This is a genomic window from Nisaea sp., from assembly GCF_034670185.1.
GTDB lineage: Bacteria > Pseudomonadota > Alphaproteobacteria > Thalassobaculales > Thalassobaculaceae > Nisaea.
The window spans coordinates 270,588-289,107 of the sequence record NZ_JAXMNY010000004.1; the positions used below are offsets into that span (position 1 = coordinate 270,588).

Genomic DNA, 18,520 nt, shown 5'->3' on the forward strand with positions numbered 1-18,520 from the left:
TTAAAGAGTTTGCACAAACAAAAACCGCGGCTCGAAGGCCGCGGTTTTCTGTTCGATCTCAAAAAGCCCGATTAGATGTGGATCGCGCCGGTGCTGGCTGCGAGGCCCGCTTCCTTGACCGCTTCGGAAAGGGTCGGGTGGCCGTGGCAGATCCGTCCGATATCCTCGGACGAGCCGCCGAACGCCATGACGGCCGCGACTTCGTGGATCAGGTTGCCAGCTTCCGGGCCCATGATATGGGCACCGAGCACCGCGTCCGTTTTCTTGTCGGCGAGGATCTTCACGAAGCCCTCTGTCATGCCGACGGACTTGGCGCGAGCGTTGGCGCTGAACGGGAAGGAGCCCGTCTTGTACTCGACGCCCGCTTCCTTCAGCTGCTCCTCGGTCTTGCCGATGCTCGCCACTTCCGGCCAGGTGTAGACGATGCCCGGGACGAGATTGTAATCCACGTGGCCGGACTGGCCCGCCATGGTCTCGACAGCGGCAACGCCGTCTTCCTCGGCCTTGTGCGCCAACATCGGGCCAAGGATCACGTCGCCGATGGCGAAGATGCCTGGGACATTGGTTTCGAAATCGGCATCGACCGAGATGAAGCCGCGCTTGTCCATCTCCACGCCGACCTTGTCGAGCCCGAGACCTTCGGTGAAGGGACGACGGCCGATGGCGACCAGCACCACGTCAGCGTCGATGCTCTCCTTGTCGCCGCCCTTGGCCGGCTCGGCCGTCAGGGTAACGCCGGATTTGGTCTTCTTCGCCGCAGTCACCTTGGTGCCGAGCTTGAAGGTCATGCCCTGTTTCTGCAGCACGCGCTGGAACTTCTTGGCAACCTCGCCATCCATGCCCGGGACGATCCGGTCGAGGAACTCGACAACCGTGACCTTGGAGCCGAGACGGGCCCAGACCGACGCCATTTCAAGCCCGATCACACCGCCGCCGATGACCACGAGGTGATCCGGAACCTTGTCGATGTCTAGCGCGCCGGTGGAGGTGACGATCTTCTTCTCGTCGATCTCCAGACCCGGCAGCGGGGTCGGCTCGGAGCCGGTGGCGATCAGGACGCGCTCGGTCTTGAGCACTTCCTTCTTGCCCTTCTCGCCTGTGACTTCGACCTCGGAAGCGGATTTCACTACGGCGGAGCCGGTCTTCCAGTCGATCTTGTTCTTCTTGAACAGGAAGGCGACACCGCCCGTGAGCTGTTCGACGACGCTGGCCTTGTTGGCCATCATCTGCTTCAGGTTCAGCTTCACGGAGCCGACATCAATGCCGATATCCTTCAGGTGATCCTGAGTCTCGGCATATTTCTCCGAGGAGGAAAGCAGTGCCTTGGAGGGAATGCAGCCGACATTGAGGCAGGTGCCTCCGAGGGTCGCACGCTTTTCGACGCACGCCACTTTCATGCCCAGTTGCGCAGCGCGGATGGCGGCCACATAACCGCCCGGGCCCGCACCGATGACGACGAGATCGTAGCTGTCAGCCATAATAAATCGCTCTCTTGTCCAGCTCGTTCTTGAAAGGCCGCGCGCGGGACAAGCCCGCGCGCGATGAAATTACATGTCGATCAGCAGGCGGCGCGGATCTTCCAGCGCATCCTTGACGCGGACCAGGAAGGTGACCGCCTCGCGGCCGTCGATGATGCGGTGATCATAGCTCATCGCCAGATACATCATCGGCCGGATCTCGACCTTGCCGTTCACGACCATCGGACGGTCCTGGATCTTGTGCATGCCGAGAATACCGGACTGCGGAGGATTCAGGATCGGGGTCGACATCAGCGAGCCATACACACCGCCATTGGTGATGGTGAAGGTACCGCCCGTCATGTCCTTCATGGTGAGCTTGCCGTCCCGCGCCTTGCGGCCGAGATCGCCGATACCCTTTTCCACGCCGGCAAAGCTGAGATCGTCCGCATCGCGCAGAACCGGTACAACCAGGCCCTGCGGCGTGCCGACCGCAACACCGATATCGTAGTAGTTCTTGTAGATCAGCTCATCGCCGTAGATCTCGGCATTGACTGCCGGGAGCTCCTTGAGGGCGGCGATGCAGGCCTTCACGAAGAAGGACATGAAGCCGAGCTTCACGCCGTGCTTCTTCTCGAAAGCGTCCTTGTATTCAGAGCGCAAACCCATGACCGCGCCCATATCCACCTCGTTGAAGGTGGTCAGCATGGCGGCGGTGTTCTGGGCCTCTTTCAGGCGCCGGGCGATGGACTGGCGCAGGCGCGTCATCTTCACCCGCTCTTCGCGCGGGTCATCCGCACGCGGCGGCAACGGACCTGCGGCGGCCGGTGCGGCGCCGGCGGGAGCCGACGCGGAGGCCTTGGCGGTACCGGCTTCGATCGCGGCCAGCACGTCGCCCTTCACCAGACGGCCGTCCTTGCCGGTCGGCTTGATCTTGGCGGGATCGAGATTGTTGTCCTCGACCAGCTTGCGCACGGCCGGGGACAGGGTCTTCAGCTCGTGGGCAGCGGCGGCAGGGGCCGGAGCGGGCTTCGGCGCTTCTGCCTTCGCGGCAGGGGCCGGAGCTGCTTCAGCCTTTGCTTCAGCAGGTTTCGCTGCCGGTTCCGCCTTCTTCGCGGGAGCGGCGCCTTCGGCGATCACACCAAGCAGCGCATCGACACCGACGGTCGCGTCCACGTCAGCGACAATTTCCTGCAGGGTTCCCGCAGCCGGGGAATTGACCTCAAGGGTCACTTTATCGGTTTCCAGCTCAACCAGGGGCTCGTCAAGACCGACAGCATCTCCGACGGCCTTCATCCAGCGCGCCACAGTTGCCTCGGACACCGATTCCCCAAGAACCGGGACCTTGATTTCCGTCGCCATTTTTCCGTCCATTCTCTCTTTATTGCGCCATGACCGGCGCGTCATATGAGTTGCCGCCGGGGATGGGCCGGCGGCTGATATTTGTTTGGATTACTCGGCCGCGTACCTGCTGCCCTTGCTCATCTCCTCGCCAACGGCGAGAGCCTCCTGAACCAAGCCTTCCTGCTCGCGGACATGCCGGCCATGGTTGCCTGTTGCCGGCGAAGCCGCTTCGGCTCGGCCCGCATAAAGCGGGCGCTTGCAGACACCATCAAGTTCGACCAGCACACTTTCGATGCGGCGGTCGACAAAGGACCAGGCACCCATGTTCCAGGGCTCTTCCTGGCACCAGACAACCTCGGCCTGCGGGAATCGCGCCAGCTCTTCCATCAGTGCCTTGCGCGGGAACGGATAGAGCTGTTCCAGACGCAGGAAGAACACGTCGGTCTGACCGCGCCGGGCCCGCTCCTCATACAGATCGTAATAGACCTTGCCGGAGCAGATCACGACCCGCTTCACGTCCTTGTCCTCGCACAGCACCTCGTTGTCATACATGACCCGGTGGAAACTGGTGCCATCGGCCATGTCGTCCAGAGTCGAGACGCAGAGCTTGTGGCGCAGCAGGGATTTCGGCGACATCACGATCAGCGGCTTGCGGAAGTCGCGGCGCTGCTGACGGCGCAAGGCGTGGAAATAGTTCGCCGGCGTGGTGCAGTACACGACCTGCATGTTGTCCTCGCCGCAGAGCTGCAGATAGCGCTCGAGACGGGCGGAGGAATGCTCCGGCCCCTGACCTTCATAGCCATGCGGCAGCAGCATCACGAGACCGGACATACGCAGCCACTTATGCTCACCGGAACTGATGAACTGGTCGACCACGACCTGGGCACCGTTGGCGAAATCGCCGAACTGGGCTTCCCAGAGCGTGAGAATGTTCGGTTCCGCCTGACTGAAGCCATACTCGAAGCCAAGCACCGAGGCTTCTGACAGCGGGCTGTCGATCACTTCGTAATGCTGCGGGTCCGTGCCCAGACTGTTGAGCGGAATATGCCGCTCCTCGGTGTTCTGGTCGATCCAGACCGAATGCCGCTGGGAGAAGGTGCCGCGGCCGGAATCCTGGCCGCTGAGCCGAACCCCGTCGCCCTGCACGAGCAGCGTTCCGAAAGCCAGGCTTTCGGCATTTGCCCAGTCGATGCCTTCGCCGTTCTCGATCGCCTTGCGACGCTGCTCGACAACGCGCTTCAGCTTTCGGTTCATGGCGAAGCCGTCCGGCGCTTCGGTCAGCTTCATGCCGACATCGCGCAGCGTTTCCTTGTCGACGGAGGTCTCCCCCCGGCGGGCATCGCCGTGCGCCTTGGTGAAGCCGGACCATTTGCCCTCAAGCCAGTCGGCCTTGTTAGGCTTGTAGTTCAGCCCGGCCTCGAACTCGCTGTTCAGGTGGTCATCATGCTCCTTGGCCATACTGTCGGCCTCGCCGGGCTTGATGACGCCTTCGCGCTCAAGCTGCTCGGCATAAAGCTGACGGGTGGTCTTCTGGGTCGCGATCTTCGAGTACATGAGGGGCTGTGTGAACATCGGCTCATCCCCCTCGTTGTGCCCGAAGCGGCGGTAGCAGAACATGTCGATAACCACATCGACGCCGAATTCCTGACGGAACTCGATAGCGATCCGGGCGACGTGCACGACGGCTTCCGGATCGTCCCCGTTCACATGGAAGATCGGTGCATCGACCATCTTCGCGACATCCGTCGGATAGGGCGAAGAGCGCGAGAAGGCAGGCGCCGTGGTGAAGCCGATCTGGTTGTTCACGATGACATGGATGGTGCCGCCGGTGCGGTAGCCGCGCAGATCGGAGAAAGCGAATGTCTCCGCCACCACGCCCTGACCGGCAAAGGCCGCATCGCCATGCATCAGAATGCCGAGCACTTTCCGGCGATCGGATGCATCATCCCGTTGGGTCTGTTTCGCGCGAACACGGCCGATCACCACCGGGTTGACGATTTCCAGATGGGACGGGTTGGCGTTCAGAGTCAGGTGGACATTGGCGCCGTCGAACTCACGATCGGCGGAAACGCCCATATGGTATTTCACATCGCCAGAGCCGCCCACGTCTTCCGGGTTCGCCGGATTGCCGAGGAACTCGGAGATGATGGCACGGAACGGCTTGCTCATGAAATTGTTGAGCACGTTCAGGCGGCCGCGGTGCGGCATGCCGATCACGACCTCTTCCAGACCGATCTGGCTACCCCGTTTCAGGATCTGTTCCAGCGCCGGGATCAGGCTTTCGCCGCCATCGAGGCCGAAACGCTTGGTGCCGACATATTTCCGGCCGAGAAACTGCTCGAAGGTCTCGGCGGCGGTCAGCCGCTCAAGGATCGTGTGCTTGCCCCGCTCGGTAAACTCGGTCCGGTTGCGGATCTGCTCGATACGCTCCTGAATCCAGGCCTTCTGTTCCGGGTCCTGCATATGCATGAACTCGACACCGATACTGCCGCAATAGGTGCGGTCCAGCAGCTCGATGATCTGCCGCAGGGTCGCTGTTTCCAGCCCGAGAACATTGTTGATGAAGATCGGGCGGTCCCAATCCTCTTCGGTGAAACCGTAATGGGCGGGATCGAGTTCGGGGTGCGGGGTCGGCGGCTCAAGGCCCAGCGGGTCGAGCTTCGCTTTCAGGTGTCCCCGGATCCGGTAGGCCCGGATCAGCATGATCGCCCGGAGTGAGTCCAGACTGGCCTGCCGGATATCGCTGCCTAAAAGCGGGTCCGCTGCCGCGGCGGACTTGTCGTCCGTGATCGGACCCGAGCCGTCTGCCGCCTCGCCGGTGCCGCCGATGACACGGTTGCCGCGGTCTGCCCAGCTTGGCCCGTGCACATCTCCCTGGACGGGCCCGACATCGTCGTGCAGCTCCGCGAAATATTCGCGCCAGCTTTCGTCTACTAGGGCTGGATCCTGGAGAAATCGTTCGTAGAGTTCGCCGATGAACGGTGCGTTAGCACCGGAAAGAAAGGATTGGTCGCTCACTGCCGTCGCCATATTGGAACCTGCCCCTTTGCGAAGTGGCTGTTGGTCCTGTCTGTGTCGGCTCCGCGCGCCCCTCGCGCAGGGCCTAGGTCACCCTTGCGGCAAAGCGCCGCAACGGCAAGTATCTTCTTATACTAGCTAAGAATTTACTAACTTGAAGCCGTTCTGCATGGCAGAGGGCAAAAAATCGCAAGGGTGTGTCCGGACGGCAGCATGTTGGTGCCGTCCGGAACATGTCATTTAGCCCTTGATCGCCTTGACCATGGTGGTCCCGAGAGATGCCGGGCTGTCGGCAACGAGAATCCCGGCAGACTTCATGGCCTCCATCTTGGAATTGGCGTCGCCCTTGCCACCCGAGATGATCGCACCGGCATGGCCCATGCGACGGCCCGGAGGCGCGGTAACGCCGGCAATGAAGCCACACATCGGCTTCTTCACCTTGTTTTGCCTGAGAAATTCGGCTGCATCCTCTTCCGCCGAGCCGCCGATTTCACCGATCATGATGATCGCTTCTGTCTCCGGATCGCCAAGGAAAAGATCCAGCGCGTCGATAAAGTTGGTGCCGTTCACCGGGTCGCCACCGATGCCGATACAGGTCGACTGACCGAGGCCGGCCGCCGTGGTCTGAGCCACCGCTTCGTACGTCAGCGTGCCCGACCGGGAGACGATCCCGACCTTGCCGCGGCGATGGATATGACCCGGCATAATGCCGATCTTGCATGCGTCCGGCGTGATAACACCGGGGCAGTTCGGGCCGATCAGGCGGGTCTTGGAGCCAGAGAGGGCCCGTTTGACCGTAACCATATCAAGCACCGGAATGCCTTCGGTGATGCAAATCACCAGCGGAATTTCCGCGTCGATGGCTTCCAGGATCGAATCGGCAGCGAACGGCGGCGGAACGTAGATCACCGAGGCATTGCAGCCAGTCCGGTCTTTCGCTTCCATGACCGTGTCGTACACCGGCAGGTTGAGGTGGGTCTGACCGCCTTTACCCGGGGTGACGCCGCCGACCATCTTGGTGCCGTATGCGATCGCCTGTTCGGAGTGGAACGTGCCCTGACTTCCGGTGAAGCCCTGGCAGATGACTTTCGTATTTTCGTCGACCAGAACGGCCATCAGGCTGCCTCCTTCACCGCAGTGACAATTTTTTCCGCCGCGTCCGCGAGATTGTCCGCGGACGTGATCGGCAGGCCCGAATCGGCGAGGATCTGCTTGCCGAGATCGACATTGGTGCCTTCCAGCCGCACAACCAGAGGCACGTGCAGGCTGACTTCCTTGGCCGCCGCGACGACGCCTTCGGCGATCACGTCACAGCGCATAATGCCGCCGAAGATGTTGACCAGGATGCCTTCGACGTTCGGATCGGAGAGAATGATCTTGAAGGCGGCGGTGACCCGCTCCTTCGTTGCCGACCCGCCGACATCGAGGAAGTTTGCCGGCTCGGAGCCATAGAGCTTGATGATGTCCATGGTGGCCATCGCGAGACCCGCGCCGTTCACCATGCAACCGATGCTGCCGTCGAGCTTCACGTAGTTCAGCTCGTACTTGGCGGCTTCGAGTTCGGAAGCATCTTCCTCGCTCTCGTCCCGCAGCTCGGCCACGTCCTTGTGCCGGAACAGCGCGTTGTCGTCGAAGCCCATCTTGGCATCGAGCGCGATCACGTCACCGGAGCCTGTGATGACAAGCGGGTTGATTTCGACCATCGCGGCATCGAGATCCGTGAAGGCCTTGTACATGGCCATCAGGAACTTGACGGCCGACTTCACCTGGTCGCCTTCAAGGCCCAGAGCGAAGGCGATGCGGCGGGCATGGAAGCCCTGCAGGCCGGTCACCGGGTCGATGGCGATGGTGATGATCTTTTCCGGGGTCGCTTCGGCGACTTCCTCGATCTCCATGCCGCCCTCGGTCGAGGCCATCACGGTGACGCGGCTGCTGTCGCGATCGACCAGCAGGCTGAGGTAAAGCTCGCGCTTGATGTCGCAGCCTTCCTCGACATAGATACGGCTGACTTCCTTGCCTGCCGGACCTGTCTGCTTGGTGACCAGCGTGGCGCCGATCATCTCGCCGGCGTTCGACTTGACGTCCGCGACCGATTTGACGACGCGGACACCGCCGGCACCGTTCTCATTGCCCTTGAAGCGTCCAGCGCCTCGGCCACCGGCATGAATCTGAGACTTCACGACCCAGACCGGACCGCCAAGCTCGTTGGCGACCTTCTCGGCCTCCTCCGGGGTGTAGGCAACGCCGCCCCGCGGCACTGCAACACCGAATTTGGCCAAGAGTTGCTTGGCCTGATACTCGTGAATATTCATGGCTCTCCCATTTCCCTTGCACCGGTTTTGGCGCGAGAACCGCCGAAGCCGTTGCTGCAACTGGCCCAACGGGCCAGCTTATTCCCCAAACGCGGGCAGTGGCCCGGTGCCGCAGTCACACTGTAGCACCGAACCACCCGATAACATATGGTGGTATACAATATACCACTATCTCGGCATCAGAGGCCGAATTTCGCCGCAACTTCGTTGAGGCTCTTCACCGCGCCGACCGAATGATCGAACATCGCTTTCTCGTCCGCGTTCATCTCGATTTCGACGATGCGCTCGACGCCATTCGCGCCGATCACGCACGGCACGCCGACATAGAGACCATCGAGGCCGTATTCGCCGGTGCACTGGGCCGCGCACGGCAGCACGCGCTTCTTGTCCTTGAGGTAGGAGTCGGCCATCTGGATAGCGGAAGACGCCGGCGCGTAGAAAGCGGAGCCGGTCTTCAGCAGGCCAACGATCTCGGCGCCGCCGTCACGGGTGCGCTGAACGATCTGGTCGATTTTTTCCTGCGTGGTCCAACCCATCTTGATCAGATCCGGAACCGGAATACCGGCAACGGTCGAATAACGGGTCAGCGGCACCATGGTATCGCCGTGGCCACCAAGCACGAACGCGGTGACGTCTTCGACGGAGACATTGAACTCTTCGGCCAGGAAGTAGCGGAAGCGGGCGCTGTCGAGCACGCCGGCCATGCCGACAACCTTGTTGGCGGGCAGGCCGCTCAGCTTCTGCAGGATACCGACCATGACGTCGAGCGGGTTGGTGATGCAGATCACGAACGCGTCCGGGCAATTCGCGCTGATGCCATCGGCAACGGCTTTCATGACCTTGGTGTTGGTTTCGATGAGATCGTCGCGGCTCATACCCGGCTTACGGGGTATGCCTGCGGTGACGATAACGACGTCTGAGCCTGCCAGCGCGCTGTAGTCGTTCGCGCCGAGCATCTTGGCGTCGAAGCCTTCGACCGGGGACGCTTCAGCGATATCGAGAGACTTACCCTGGGGGATGCCCTCAACGATATCGAAGAGCACCACGTCGCCGAGTTCCTTCAGGCCGGCGAGCAGCGCCAGCGTGCCGCCGATATTCCCAGCGCCGACCAGCGCGATTTTGTTGCGAGCCATCTTGTTCCCCACTCCTCTGATTCGGGACAGATCCGCCGCGCCATCTAAGGCTTCGGCCTCCTCCTGGGCGGCGGAAAACCGAGGCGCGGTGTAGCGCGATTCCGGCACCCCCGCAAGGGTCCTGCCGGTCGAACGTGCCTACAAAGTACAAAGATCAGAAGCGCGGGGCCGAACTCTCAACCTGAAGCAGATGATCCAGGCCCGGTTGAAGGTCGGACATTACGAAGTCCACGCGCTGCTGAATTCCTACATTCGGCTTGGCAAAACGACTACGCCACTCAAAGACTTTGACCGTGATACCGCAGAGTACCTCTGCCAAAGTTGCCTGATGTTCGAGGATCTGCTGCCGTGCCGTGCGGAAATCCTCAAGCGTCAGCGTTTCCCAGTTGAACACCGCCCTTCGATCGAACTCCCGGAAACGTTCCACAACGCTTTTTACGATGTGATCGATGGCGGCGGATACCTGCTTCATGCGCTTGATCGCCGGATCGCCCTTGCGGAACGAACCGCGCTCGATCGCTTCGTCGATCCAGCCGTGCAACTCCTTCACGCGCGGCACGATCAGATTGAGGTAGCTCCGGTAATAGCCAAGGGAGAGAAAAGCGTCGCCATAATCTTCAAGCAGCTCGGGCAGGCTATCGAGATCCGTCTCCAGGACCTCGGACAACAGCTCAAGCTTCTCCCGCGCGGTCGCCTTGTCTGCCATCTGCATGATATCCCGCAGACTGCTGGGGTCCGTTATATCCATGCCGGCACCGCCGAACACATGCCGCACAAGCGGCCGGGTCAGATTGCGCATATGGCCCGCAAGCTCACGCTTCTTCTCATCCGACAGACTGAGCACGTCCGATGTTTCAACATCAATGCCGCTGGACCGGACCGCGCGGCGCAGGGAATAGCAGTCGAACGCCGGAAGCTTGGCCGCCTCCTTCAACAGCGGAATGTCGTGCTTGATCAGGTCTTCGTCCCGGTTGACGTAGTTCGGCAACTCATCGATGCCGAACTGGCCACTGCCCGTCCCGCTGCCGCGAAACAGCTCAATCCGGGTTTCCAGCCGCACATTCTTGATCAGGCGAAGACGGAAAAGGCCCCTGTTCCGTATAGGGAGCGCCGCACAGGCAAACGTGTTGATGGAATCCCGATCCTCACGGTCGATGACGGCGCGTTCACTGTCGTCCTGGTGGGTCGACCCGGGCATGGTGTTCATGACAATAGGCGCGACACACGGAACAGTTCCGCGCGAACGGGCTTATTTGGAGACCTATTCGAAAGTGCCGGCATCGCGTTCAATCTCGGTCAGACGGTCAAGTCCGGCCCGAAGGTCCGACAAGACAAAATCAGCGCGGCGCTCAAAGCTGCCGCCGCCGCCGGGAAATCGGGTTTCCCATTCAAAAATCTTAACCGTGAGCCCGCACAGAACAGCGGCGAGACTCGCCTGATGATCCGTGATCAGGGCACGCACCTGGTTGAACGTTCCCAGAGTCACGCGCTCCCACCGGATGTCCGTCTTATTCTCAAAATTACTGAAGCGGCGTTCCAGGGATTGCTGCAAGGCACCGAGCACGCGCTCCGTCTTGTGCAGCGCCGGCCCCATCATGGGATCCTTGCGGATATGCGGCACCTGGTACGCTTCGTCGACCCAGATCTGGAGTAACGTGATCCGGGGCCCGATCTCGGCCAGATGCTGTTTGTAAAAGGCAAGCGAGAGGAAGACGTCGCCGTAATCCTCAAGCAGGTCCGGCAGGTTTTCAGGCGACGTATCCAAAGCCGAGGCAAGACTGTTAATCCGCCGGAGAACGGCAGCGCTGCTTGTATTAGTCAGCCGATCACGGAGCATTTCCGGGTCGGTCAACTCGATATTGCTCGCGCCGAATACATGCTGCAGCAGCGGTCGCGTCAGGTTCCGCATATGCGGTTGCAATTCGCGTTTTTTCGGATCGCTCAGCTTGAGAGCGTCAAGATTGTCGACCGAAATACCTGCAGCCCTCAAGCCGCGGCGCAGGGAATAGGGATCGAAGCTGTCCATCTCGCCGACGCTAACCAGCATTGGCATATCGTGGAGCAGGAGATCGTCGGTCGCACTCATGAAGGCCGGCAACTCGTCGATTGCAACCTGTCCGCTGCCCATCCCCGCTTCACGATAAAGCTCGATGCGGGTTTCCATCCGGACATTCTTGATCAGCCGGACCTTTTTGAGTCCGTTTGTCCGCAGCGGAAGGATGTCGCAGCGCAGGGTATGAAGGGCGTCCTGATCTCGGTCTGGAACCAGCGGATTACGCTGTCCCGAGAAATCGATGGCGTATGCGATGACTCACTCCCGGATGAGATGCCTTTTACGGGGCCTTCTGCCGTCCGTGAGCCTTATCACGCTCTATCTTAAGTTACTCTTAAGAGTTAGATTTAAATTTAAGTCTTTTTGCGGCTATCGGGCAAGTTATTGCACCACAAACTATTCTCGCACCTCAGCGGCGGCGCGATTCGAAGTAATCAGAGGATTGCATTTCCATCAGCCTGGAAATCGTCCGGTCGAATTCGAAGCCCCAGTCCTCGCCGTCATAAAGCTTTTCCGGCGCGGCCTCCGCCGAGGCAACCAGACGAACGCCCTGATCGTACAGCGCGTCGATCAAAGTCATGAAACGGCGCGCCTGATCTCTGTTCGCAGCACCAAGGATCGGGATATCGGAGAGAATCACCGTGTGAAACCGTTCCGCTACCGCAAGGAAATCGGCAGCCGCCAGCGGCACATCGCACAGATCCCGGAACCCGAACCGCGCAATACCCGACGCGGCAGCCGGAACCGCGATCTGCCGGCCCTTGCGATTGATCGCATCCGGCTTTGCCTCCGCATTGTCCGTCAGCTCGGCAAAGGTCCGGTCCAGAGCCGCATCCGCTTCCGGACCGCACGGAACATGATAGACGGTCTGCCCACGCAACCGGCCAAGCCGGTAATCTTCCCCGTCATCCAGCCGGAACACCTCGTGACGCGCTTTCAGGATGCCGATAAACGGCAAAAAGAGGTCCCGCTGCAGGCCGTCCTTGTAAAGCTCATCCGGCGCCCGGTTAGAGGTCGCAACGACCACGACACCCAGCTCGAACATGGCAAAGAACAGACGGGAGACGATCATCGCGTCGGCAATGTCCCGAACCTCGAACTCATCGAAACAGAGCAGCCAGGCACTGTCGGCGAGTTTCTGCGCCGTCGGACGAATTGGCTCCGCCGTTTTCGAAACCTTGTTCTCCTGCCGCCATTGATGGATTAGCTCGTGGGCCTCCCGCATGAATTCGTGAAAATGCACGCGCCGCTTCCGCTCGACCTTTGCTCCGTCGAAAAACAGGTCCATCAGCATGGATTTCCCGCGCCCGACCGAGCCGTAGATATAGAGCCCTTTCGGCGGCGTGGACGGTTTGCTCCGGGCAAAGCCGAGCTTCGCCGTCCAGCCCGTCTTGGCTTGCGGCGGCCGGTAGTCGATCAGCTGGTCGTGCAGCCACTGCAGTTTCGCGGCGGCCGCCGCCTGCGCCGGATCGGCCGTAACGGAACCCTCGGCGATCAGGGCTTCATAGCGGGCCAACGGCCCTTCATGAGTCACAGTTCGTTCTCCCGTCGGACGAGCCATTCGGCCCGTTGCCCTCGGCGCACACAAGTTGCGCAAGTCGCGGTTCCCGTCAAGCGGAGGCAGACATGAGGCAGGTTCAACGCCCGCCTGCCACCTCGAGGATCGAGCCGGCGCAATATCCCGCCGAATCGCTGAGCAGCCAGACGATGGCCTCCGCCACTTCCTCCGGCGCGGCCGCCCGGCCAATCGGCGTGGTCGGTCCGAGGCGTGCCACCCGGTCCGGCGCGCCGGCACTGGCGTGAATGTCGGTGTCGATCATGCCAGGCGCCACCGCGTTGACGCGCACGCCCTCGGCGATGACTTCGCGGGCGAAACCGATGGTGAAGGAATCCACCGCCCCCTTGGACGCGGCGTAATGAGTAAACTCGTTCGGCGCGCCGAGCCTGGCGGCGATCGAGGAGAGATTGACAACGGCACCGCCGGCACCGCCATCCTTCTGCGACATCCGGCGTACCGCCTCACGGCAGCAGAGCATCAGCCCGATCACGTTAAGCTGCATGACCTCGAGGATCGCGGCTTCGGACATGTCCCGAACCTGGGAGATCTTGCCGGTGATCCCGGCATTGTTGACCAGCCCGCGCACCGGGCCGAGTGCGGCCTCCGCCTCGTCGAAGAGCCGGACAATGTCGGCTTCCTTCGAGGTATCCGCCTGAATAACGACGGCCTTGCGCCCCTCCGCTTCGACCTTAGCTGCAACCGTGCGGGCGGCGGCTTCGTTGCCGGCATAGTTCACCGCGATGTCCCACCCGTCGCGCGCCGCCAAGACGGCCGTGGCCGCGCCTATACCGCGGCTGGCACCGGTGATTATGCAAAGCCCTTTACTCATGGATCGTTCCCCCCAGAACATTTTGATTCCGGGGGGATCATAGCGCGGTTCAGTCGCCGGAGCGAACTTCCGCCGCGAATCTGACAGAGGCACGCAGCTCGGCTTTCTGGGCAACACTGTCGCCGCCACCGCTGGCATCGGCTGCAAACTTCGGCGCCGCTTCCGAGCGCAGCATCATCGCTGGCTGCGGACGCGGGGTAGCACCCGGCGCAATATGAATCGCGGCCACGCGATATCCGCGGTCCGGATAAACCGCTTTCAGGCGCGCCAGCTCATCGGCGGCACGCTGGTAAATTTCGGCGCGAAGATCGGCTTGTGCCGCTTCCCGTTCCGCCAGAGTCGGCGTGAAATCGATCCCGAGCAGGGCGTAGCTGCGGCCCGCCTCGCCAAGATCCCCGACAGTGCTGCCGATGCCGCCAAGAGCCGTGCCTGGCAGGCGGGCTTCCGCCGTTATCCGCCAGCGCTCGAACCCGGCCTCGTCCCGCAAACGGTCATACCCGACCAAGCGCCAGGGAGCCTTGTCCGATATTTTCGTCAGATCCATCTGCACAGCGGCACGCGCGACGCCGAACCCGCCAGCCTTGACCGCGAGGTCGGCGACCACAGTGACCGTCGCCGAATCGGTCTCGACCCATTTTTCCAGGCTGAGATCGAGCGTGACGGTATCGTCGCGCACCGTTTCCGCCTGCACGACGGGAGACGCGAACAACATCAGGACCGCGAAGGCGGCGGAGAGAAAGAGTCGGGTCATTGCATGCTCCGGCTTGGCTGAATAACTGGGGCTAAACTGAATAACGGACGCACTATCGCCTTGAATTACGTCGGCAAAATGACACATGCGCCAAATTCCCACCATCCTGCGTCAGTGCATTCACGCTATCGCGACTGGCCCGGCGAAAAAAATCGCGATAGGGTAGCACTGCAACTGACCGTGGAGGTTCACCAATGCGTAAACTGATCGGAATGTTTGTTCTCGCGGCTGCCGTCGTGGCCTTTACCGCGCCAGCCGCGTTTGCAGGCTGCTCTTCGTCGCACAAGACAGCGGAACAGAGCAAACCAGCACAGACCTCATAAAACCAAGCGGCAGTGGTTCCCTTTCAGGAGAGCCACTGCCGTATTTTGCCTAACTCATCGTAAAAACGGCCGCTGTTTCCAGCGGCCGTTTCTTCTATCCACGATATCCCGCAGACCTACATGCGCTGGACCATCAGCTTCTTGATCTCACCGATCGCCTTGGCCGGGTTCAGGCCTTTCGGGCAGGTCTTGGTGCAGTTCATGATGGTGTGGCAACGATAGAGCCGGAACGGATCTTCCAGCTCGTCCAGCCGCTCGCCGGTATATTCGTCGCGGCTGTCCGCGATCCAGCGATAGGCCTGCAGCAGGATGGCCGGGCCGAGATAACGGTCGCCGTTCCACCAGTAGCTCGGGCAGGAGGTCGAACAGCAGAAGCAGAGGACGCATTCCCACAGGCCATCAAGCTTCTCGCGCTCTTCGGTACTCTGGCGGCGCTCCTCGTCCGGCGGCGGCGGCGATTTCGACTTCAGCCACGGCTCGATGGAGGCAAGCTGCGCATAGGGTTGGGTCAGGTCCGGCACCAGATCCTTGACCACCGGCATGTGCGGCAGCGGGTAGATCTTCACGTCGCCTTTCACATCGTCGATGCTCTTCAGGCAGGCCAGCGTGTTCGTGCCATCGATATTCATGGCGCACGACCCGCAGATGCCCTCGCGGCAGGAACGGCGGAAGGTGACGGAGGTGTCGACCTCGTTCTTGATCTTGATCAGCGCGTCCAGGACCATCGGGCCGCACTCGTCGAGGTCGATCTCGTAAGTATCGAGCCGCGGGTTCTGCCCGGTGTCCGGATCGTACCGGTAGATCTTGAATGCCTTGACCCGTTTCGCGCCGGCTTCAGCCTTGTGGGTGTTGCCGATCTTGACCTTCGAGTTTGCCGGCAAAGAAAATTCAGCCATCTCTCAATTCCGATCTTTTCTTCGTTCTCAAGCGATCAGTAGACGCGTGCCGCCGGCGGCACGACCTCAACCTCGTTCGAGAGCGTGTACATATGCACGTCGCGATACATCACCTTGTGCTTGTACTTGTCGTCGAGCCACATGACGGTGTGCTTCATCCAATTCTCGTCGTCCCGATCCGGGAAATCCTCGTGCGCATGCGCGCCGCGGCTTTCCGGACGAAGGCTCGCCGAAGTCAGGGTGATCACCGCCTGGCTCATCAGGTTCTCGAGCTCCAGCGCCTCGACCAGATCCGAGTTCCAGATCAGGGAACGGTCGCTAAGGCCGATATCCGGCAGCGTGGCCGCGATATCCTGGATTTTCTTCACGCCATCATCCATCAGCTCGGTGGTGCGGAACACCGCCGCGTGCTGCTGCATGGCGCGCTGCATGTCGAGACGGATCTCGGCAGCCTTACGCTCACCCTTGGCGTGGCGCATCTTGTCGAGACGCGCGATGGCGTACTCGCCCGCATCCGACGGCAGCGGCTTGTGCAGCTCACCCGGACGTACGGTTTCCTTGGCCCGCAAGGCAGCGGCCCGGCCGAACACGACAATGTCGAGCAGGGAGTTGGTGCCAAGACGGTTGGCGCCATGCACGGAGACGGAAGCCGCCTCGCCAATGGCCATCAGGCCCTGGCAAACCCGGTCCGGATCGTCCGCCGTCGGCGACAGAACCTCGCCATGATAGTTCGTCGGGATACCGCCCATGTTGTAGTGCACGGTCGGCAGAACCGGGATCGGCTCCTTGGTGACATCGACGCCTGCGAAGATCTTCGCAGTCTCGGAAATGCCCGGAAGCCGCTGTGCCAGCACAGCCGGCTCAAGGTGCTCGAGATGCAGATAGATGTGATCTTTCTGCGGCCCGATACCCCGGCCCTCGTTGATCTCGATGGTCATGGCCCGGCTGACGACGTCGCGTGAGGCCAGATCCTTGGCCGTCGGCGCGTACCGCTCCATGAAGCGCTCGCCCTCGGAGTTGGTCAGGTAGCCGCCCTCGCCGCGCGCACCCTCGGTGATCAGACAGCCGGAGCCGTAGATCCCGGTCGGGTGGAACTGGACGAATTCCAGATCCTGCATCGGCAGACCCGCACGCACCACCATGCCGCCACCGTCGCCGGTGCAGGTATGAGCGGAAGTGCAGGAGAAATAGGCCCGGCCGTAACCGCCGGTCGCCAGCACCGTCTGGTGTCCGCGGAAGCGGTGCAGAGTGCCGGTCGCGAGATCAATCGCCATGACGCCGCGGCAGGCGCCCTCTTCGTCCATGATCAGATCGATAGCGAAATACTCGATAAAGAACTCGGCCTTGGCCTTAAGGCTCTGCTGGTACAGCGTGTGCAGAATGGCGTGACCGGTCCGGTCAGCCGCAGCACAGGCGCGCTTGGCCATGCGCTTTCCGAAGTCCAGCGTGTGACCGCCGAACGGGCGCTGGTAGATCTTGCCCTCGTCGGTCCGCGAGAATGGCACGCCGAAATGCTCCAGCTCGATGATCGAGGGGATGGCGTTCCGGCACATATATTCGATGGCATCCTGGTCACCCAGCCAGTCCGACCCCTTGATGGTGTCGTACATGTGGAATTTCCAGTTATCGCCCTCACCCATATTGTTGAGCGCAGCGCCAACGCCGCCCTGCGCAGCCACAGTATGGGAGCGGGTCGGGAAGACCTTGGTGATGCAGGCGGTCTTCAGGCCTTCGTTTGCCATCCCGAAGGCGGCACGCAGGCCGGCACCGCCGGCGCCCACGACGATGACGTCGTAGGTATGATCGATGATCTCATAGGACTTCATGGAGCTCAGCCTCCGAAAGCGAGTTTAAGCACCGCAAACAGGGCGGCAATTGCAAGAAGGGAAGCGAGCAGCTTCACACCGAGAAGGAGCGCCAGCTTGACGCCTTCGTGATGAACGTAGTCCTCGATCACGACCTGCAGCCCGAGCGCCGCATGATAGAAGGTCGCGATGATCAGGCCGATCATCAGAACGGCAACGATTGGTGAGCCGAGCCAGGCAACGGTCTCCGCATAACCGGCACCGGCCAGCGAGATCAGGGATGCCACGAACCAGAGTGTGAGCGGGATCAGCGCCACGGCGGTCACGCGCTGCATCCACCAGTGATGCAGACCGCTCTTGGCGCTGCCAAGGCCGCGTACACGGCCGATCGGCGTACGCATTGAATTGTCAGTCATACCAGCCTCTCAAAAGAGTCTTTTTGTTGGCCCTGCCTGTTAAAGGGCGCAGGCGAGTATCCAGGCCAGAACGGTCAGGACCACCGAGGAGGCGATGACCAGTTTGGTCGCCATTTCGGCTGCCGCGATCTCAAAGCCGTATCCGCTATCCCAGAACAGATGGCGGATGCCGTTGCAGAGATGAAAAAACAGAGCAAAGGAAAAGCCGAACAGGACCAGAAGTCCGATCCAGGAGCCCATTACGCTCTGCACAAACTCGAAATAGCCCCCACCGGTCGCCGCTGCCATCAACCACCAAACGAGAAGTAACGTTCCGATGCCAAGCGCGACTCCTGTTGCGCGGTGCAAAATCGACGTTATCGCAGTGAGAGGTAGCCTATAGACCTGAAGATGCGGGGAAAGAGGGCGGTTGGAAACGCTCATAGCGCGCCTTTCCTGAGGAACATCAACAATGAAGCCGCACCATATTGCAGTGCGAACGTGATCTCAATTTATTTCGCCCCTCTGGCTTGTCCAGCCCCCTTGCCAGACCGGCGTCCGTAAATTCATGCACATGGGGTCTGTGGATAAAATTTTGACTTAGCTGTGGATGATTTGTGAGAAAATTATTTGAGGCCCTTTTTTA

15 protein-coding genes are annotated in these 18,520 nt (G+C 61.2%); all 15 read right to left on the bottom strand.

Features of this window, described 5'->3' with window-relative positions:
- Positions 1–71 precede the first annotated feature (71 nt).
- Positions 72–1,478 carry a dihydrolipoyl dehydrogenase gene (gene lpdA / locus VOI22_RS17640; RefSeq protein WP_323797765.1) on the bottom strand — a complete coding sequence of 469 codons (1,407 nt, stop codon included), beginning with the start codon at positions 1,476–1,478 and terminating at the stop codon, positions 72–74.
- Positions 1,479–1,547: 69 nt separating this feature from the next.
- Entirely contained in the window at positions 1,548–2,819 is a 1,272-nt protein-coding gene (gene odhB / locus VOI22_RS17645) for a 2-oxoglutarate dehydrogenase complex dihydrolipoyllysine-residue succinyltransferase (protein WP_323797766.1), read from the bottom strand.
- A 90-nt stretch (positions 2,820–2,909) separates the two neighbouring features.
- Complete coding sequence (locus VOI22_RS17650) at positions 2,910–5,831, bottom strand: 2-oxoglutarate dehydrogenase E1 component (RefSeq protein ID WP_323797767.1); 2,922 nt, start codon at positions 5,829–5,831, stop codon at positions 2,910–2,912.
- A gap of 228 nt (positions 5,832–6,059) precedes the next feature.
- On the bottom strand, positions 6,060–6,935 hold the full coding sequence (sucD, locus tag VOI22_RS17655) for a succinate--CoA ligase subunit alpha (protein WP_028466118.1): 876 nt from the start codon (positions 6,933–6,935) through the stop codon (positions 6,060–6,062).
- The gene (gene sucC / locus VOI22_RS17660; RefSeq protein WP_028466119.1) at positions 6,935–8,131 is read right to left on the bottom strand and encodes an ADP-forming succinate--CoA ligase subunit beta; all 1,197 of its coding nucleotides are present in this window, start codon (positions 8,129–8,131) and stop codon (positions 6,935–6,937) included. The genes sucD and sucC overlap by 1 nt, the downstream gene beginning before the upstream one ends.
- A 179-nt stretch (positions 8,132–8,310) precedes the next feature.
- Positions 8,311–9,264, bottom strand: coding sequence for a malate dehydrogenase (gene mdh, locus VOI22_RS17665; protein ID WP_028466120.1), 954 nt, complete (start codon positions 9,262–9,264; stop codon positions 8,311–8,313).
- A gap of 154 nt (positions 9,265–9,418) precedes the next feature.
- Positions 9,419–10,471: a hypothetical protein gene (locus tag VOI22_RS17670; RefSeq protein WP_323797768.1), complete on the bottom strand. Its 1,053-nt coding sequence runs from the start codon at positions 10,469–10,471 to the stop codon at positions 9,419–9,421.
- A 54-nt stretch (positions 10,472–10,525) separates the two neighbouring features.
- On the bottom strand, positions 10,526–11,428 hold the full coding sequence (locus tag VOI22_RS17675) for a hypothetical protein (protein ID WP_323797769.1): 903 nt from the start codon (positions 11,426–11,428) through the stop codon (positions 10,526–10,528).
- Positions 11,429–11,726: 298 nt separating this feature from the next.
- Positions 11,727–12,851 carry a cell division protein ZapE gene (zapE, locus tag VOI22_RS17680; protein ID WP_323797770.1) on the bottom strand — a complete coding sequence of 375 codons (1,125 nt, stop codon included), beginning with the start codon at positions 12,849–12,851 and terminating at the stop codon, positions 11,727–11,729.
- 103 nt (positions 12,852–12,954) lie between these two features.
- Positions 12,955–13,704, bottom strand: coding sequence for an SDR family oxidoreductase (locus VOI22_RS17685; RefSeq protein ID WP_323797771.1), 750 nt, complete (start codon positions 13,702–13,704; stop codon positions 12,955–12,957).
- Between the two features lie 49 nt (positions 13,705–13,753).
- Positions 13,754–14,455 carry a hypothetical protein gene (locus tag VOI22_RS17690; RefSeq protein ID WP_323797772.1) on the bottom strand — a complete coding sequence of 234 codons (702 nt, stop codon included), beginning with the start codon at positions 14,453–14,455 and terminating at the stop codon, positions 13,754–13,756.
- A gap of 439 nt (positions 14,456–14,894) precedes the next feature.
- Positions 14,895–15,674 (bottom strand): succinate dehydrogenase iron-sulfur subunit, encoded by a 780-nt coding sequence (locus VOI22_RS17695; protein ID WP_323797773.1) that lies wholly within the window; start codon positions 15,672–15,674, stop codon positions 14,895–14,897.
- A gap of 35 nt (positions 15,675–15,709) precedes the next feature.
- Complete coding sequence (gene sdhA, locus VOI22_RS17700) at positions 15,710–17,500, bottom strand: succinate dehydrogenase flavoprotein subunit (RefSeq protein ID WP_323797774.1); 1,791 nt, start codon at positions 17,498–17,500, stop codon at positions 15,710–15,712.
- Between the two features lie 5 nt (positions 17,501–17,505).
- Positions 17,506–17,895, bottom strand: coding sequence for a succinate dehydrogenase, hydrophobic membrane anchor protein (sdhD, locus tag VOI22_RS17705; protein ID WP_323797775.1), 390 nt, complete (start codon positions 17,893–17,895; stop codon positions 17,506–17,508).
- A gap of 39 nt (positions 17,896–17,934) precedes the next feature.
- Positions 17,935–18,318 (bottom strand): succinate dehydrogenase, cytochrome b556 subunit, encoded by a 384-nt coding sequence (gene sdhC / locus VOI22_RS17710; protein WP_323797776.1) that lies wholly within the window; start codon positions 18,316–18,318, stop codon positions 17,935–17,937.
- Between the last annotated feature and the right edge of the window lie 202 nt (positions 18,319–18,520).

Coding starts and splice junctions, on each gene's coding strand:
- odhB (WP_323797766.1), bottom strand. CDS start 2,819: ATGGCGACGGAAATCAAGGTCCCGGTTCTTGGGGAATCGGTGTCCGAG.
- VOI22_RS17690 (WP_323797772.1), bottom strand. CDS start 14,455: ATGACCCGACTCTTTCTCTCCGCCGCCTTCGCGGTCCTGATGTTGTTC.
- VOI22_RS17670 (WP_323797768.1), bottom strand. CDS start 10,471: ATGAACACCATGCCCGGGTCGACCCACCAGGACGACAGTGAACGCGCC.
- sucD (WP_028466118.1), bottom strand. CDS start 6,935: ATGGCCGTTCTGGTCGACGAAAATACGAAAGTCATCTGCCAGGGCTTC.
- VOI22_RS17650 (WP_323797767.1), bottom strand. CDS start 5,831: ATGGCGACGGCAGTGAGCGACCAATCCTTTCTTTCCGGTGCTAACGCA.
- sdhA (WP_323797774.1), bottom strand. CDS start 17,500: ATGAAGTCCTATGAGATCATCGATCATACCTACGACGTCATCGTCGTG.
- VOI22_RS17695 (WP_323797773.1), bottom strand. CDS start 15,674: ATGGCTGAATTTTCTTTGCCGGCAAACTCGAAGGTCAAGATCGGCAAC.
- mdh (WP_028466120.1), bottom strand. CDS start 9,264: ATGGCTCGCAACAAAATCGCGCTGGTCGGCGCTGGGAATATCGGCGGC.
- sdhC (WP_323797776.1), bottom strand. CDS start 18,318: ATGAGCGTTTCCAACCGCCCTCTTTCCCCGCATCTTCAGGTCTATAGG.
- sucC (WP_028466119.1), bottom strand. CDS start 8,131: ATGAATATTCACGAGTATCAGGCCAAGCAACTCTTGGCCAAATTCGGT.
- VOI22_RS17675 (WP_323797769.1), bottom strand. CDS start 11,428: ATGGAAACCCGCATCGAGCTTTATCGTGAAGCGGGGATGGGCAGCGGA.
- lpdA (WP_323797765.1), bottom strand. CDS start 1,478: ATGGCTGACAGCTACGATCTCGTCGTCATCGGTGCGGGCCCGGGCGGT.
- VOI22_RS17685 (WP_323797771.1), bottom strand. CDS start 13,704: ATGAGTAAAGGGCTTTGCATAATCACCGGTGCCAGCCGCGGTATAGGC.
- sdhD (WP_323797775.1), bottom strand. CDS start 17,895: ATGACTGACAATTCAATGCGTACGCCGATCGGCCGTGTACGCGGCCTT.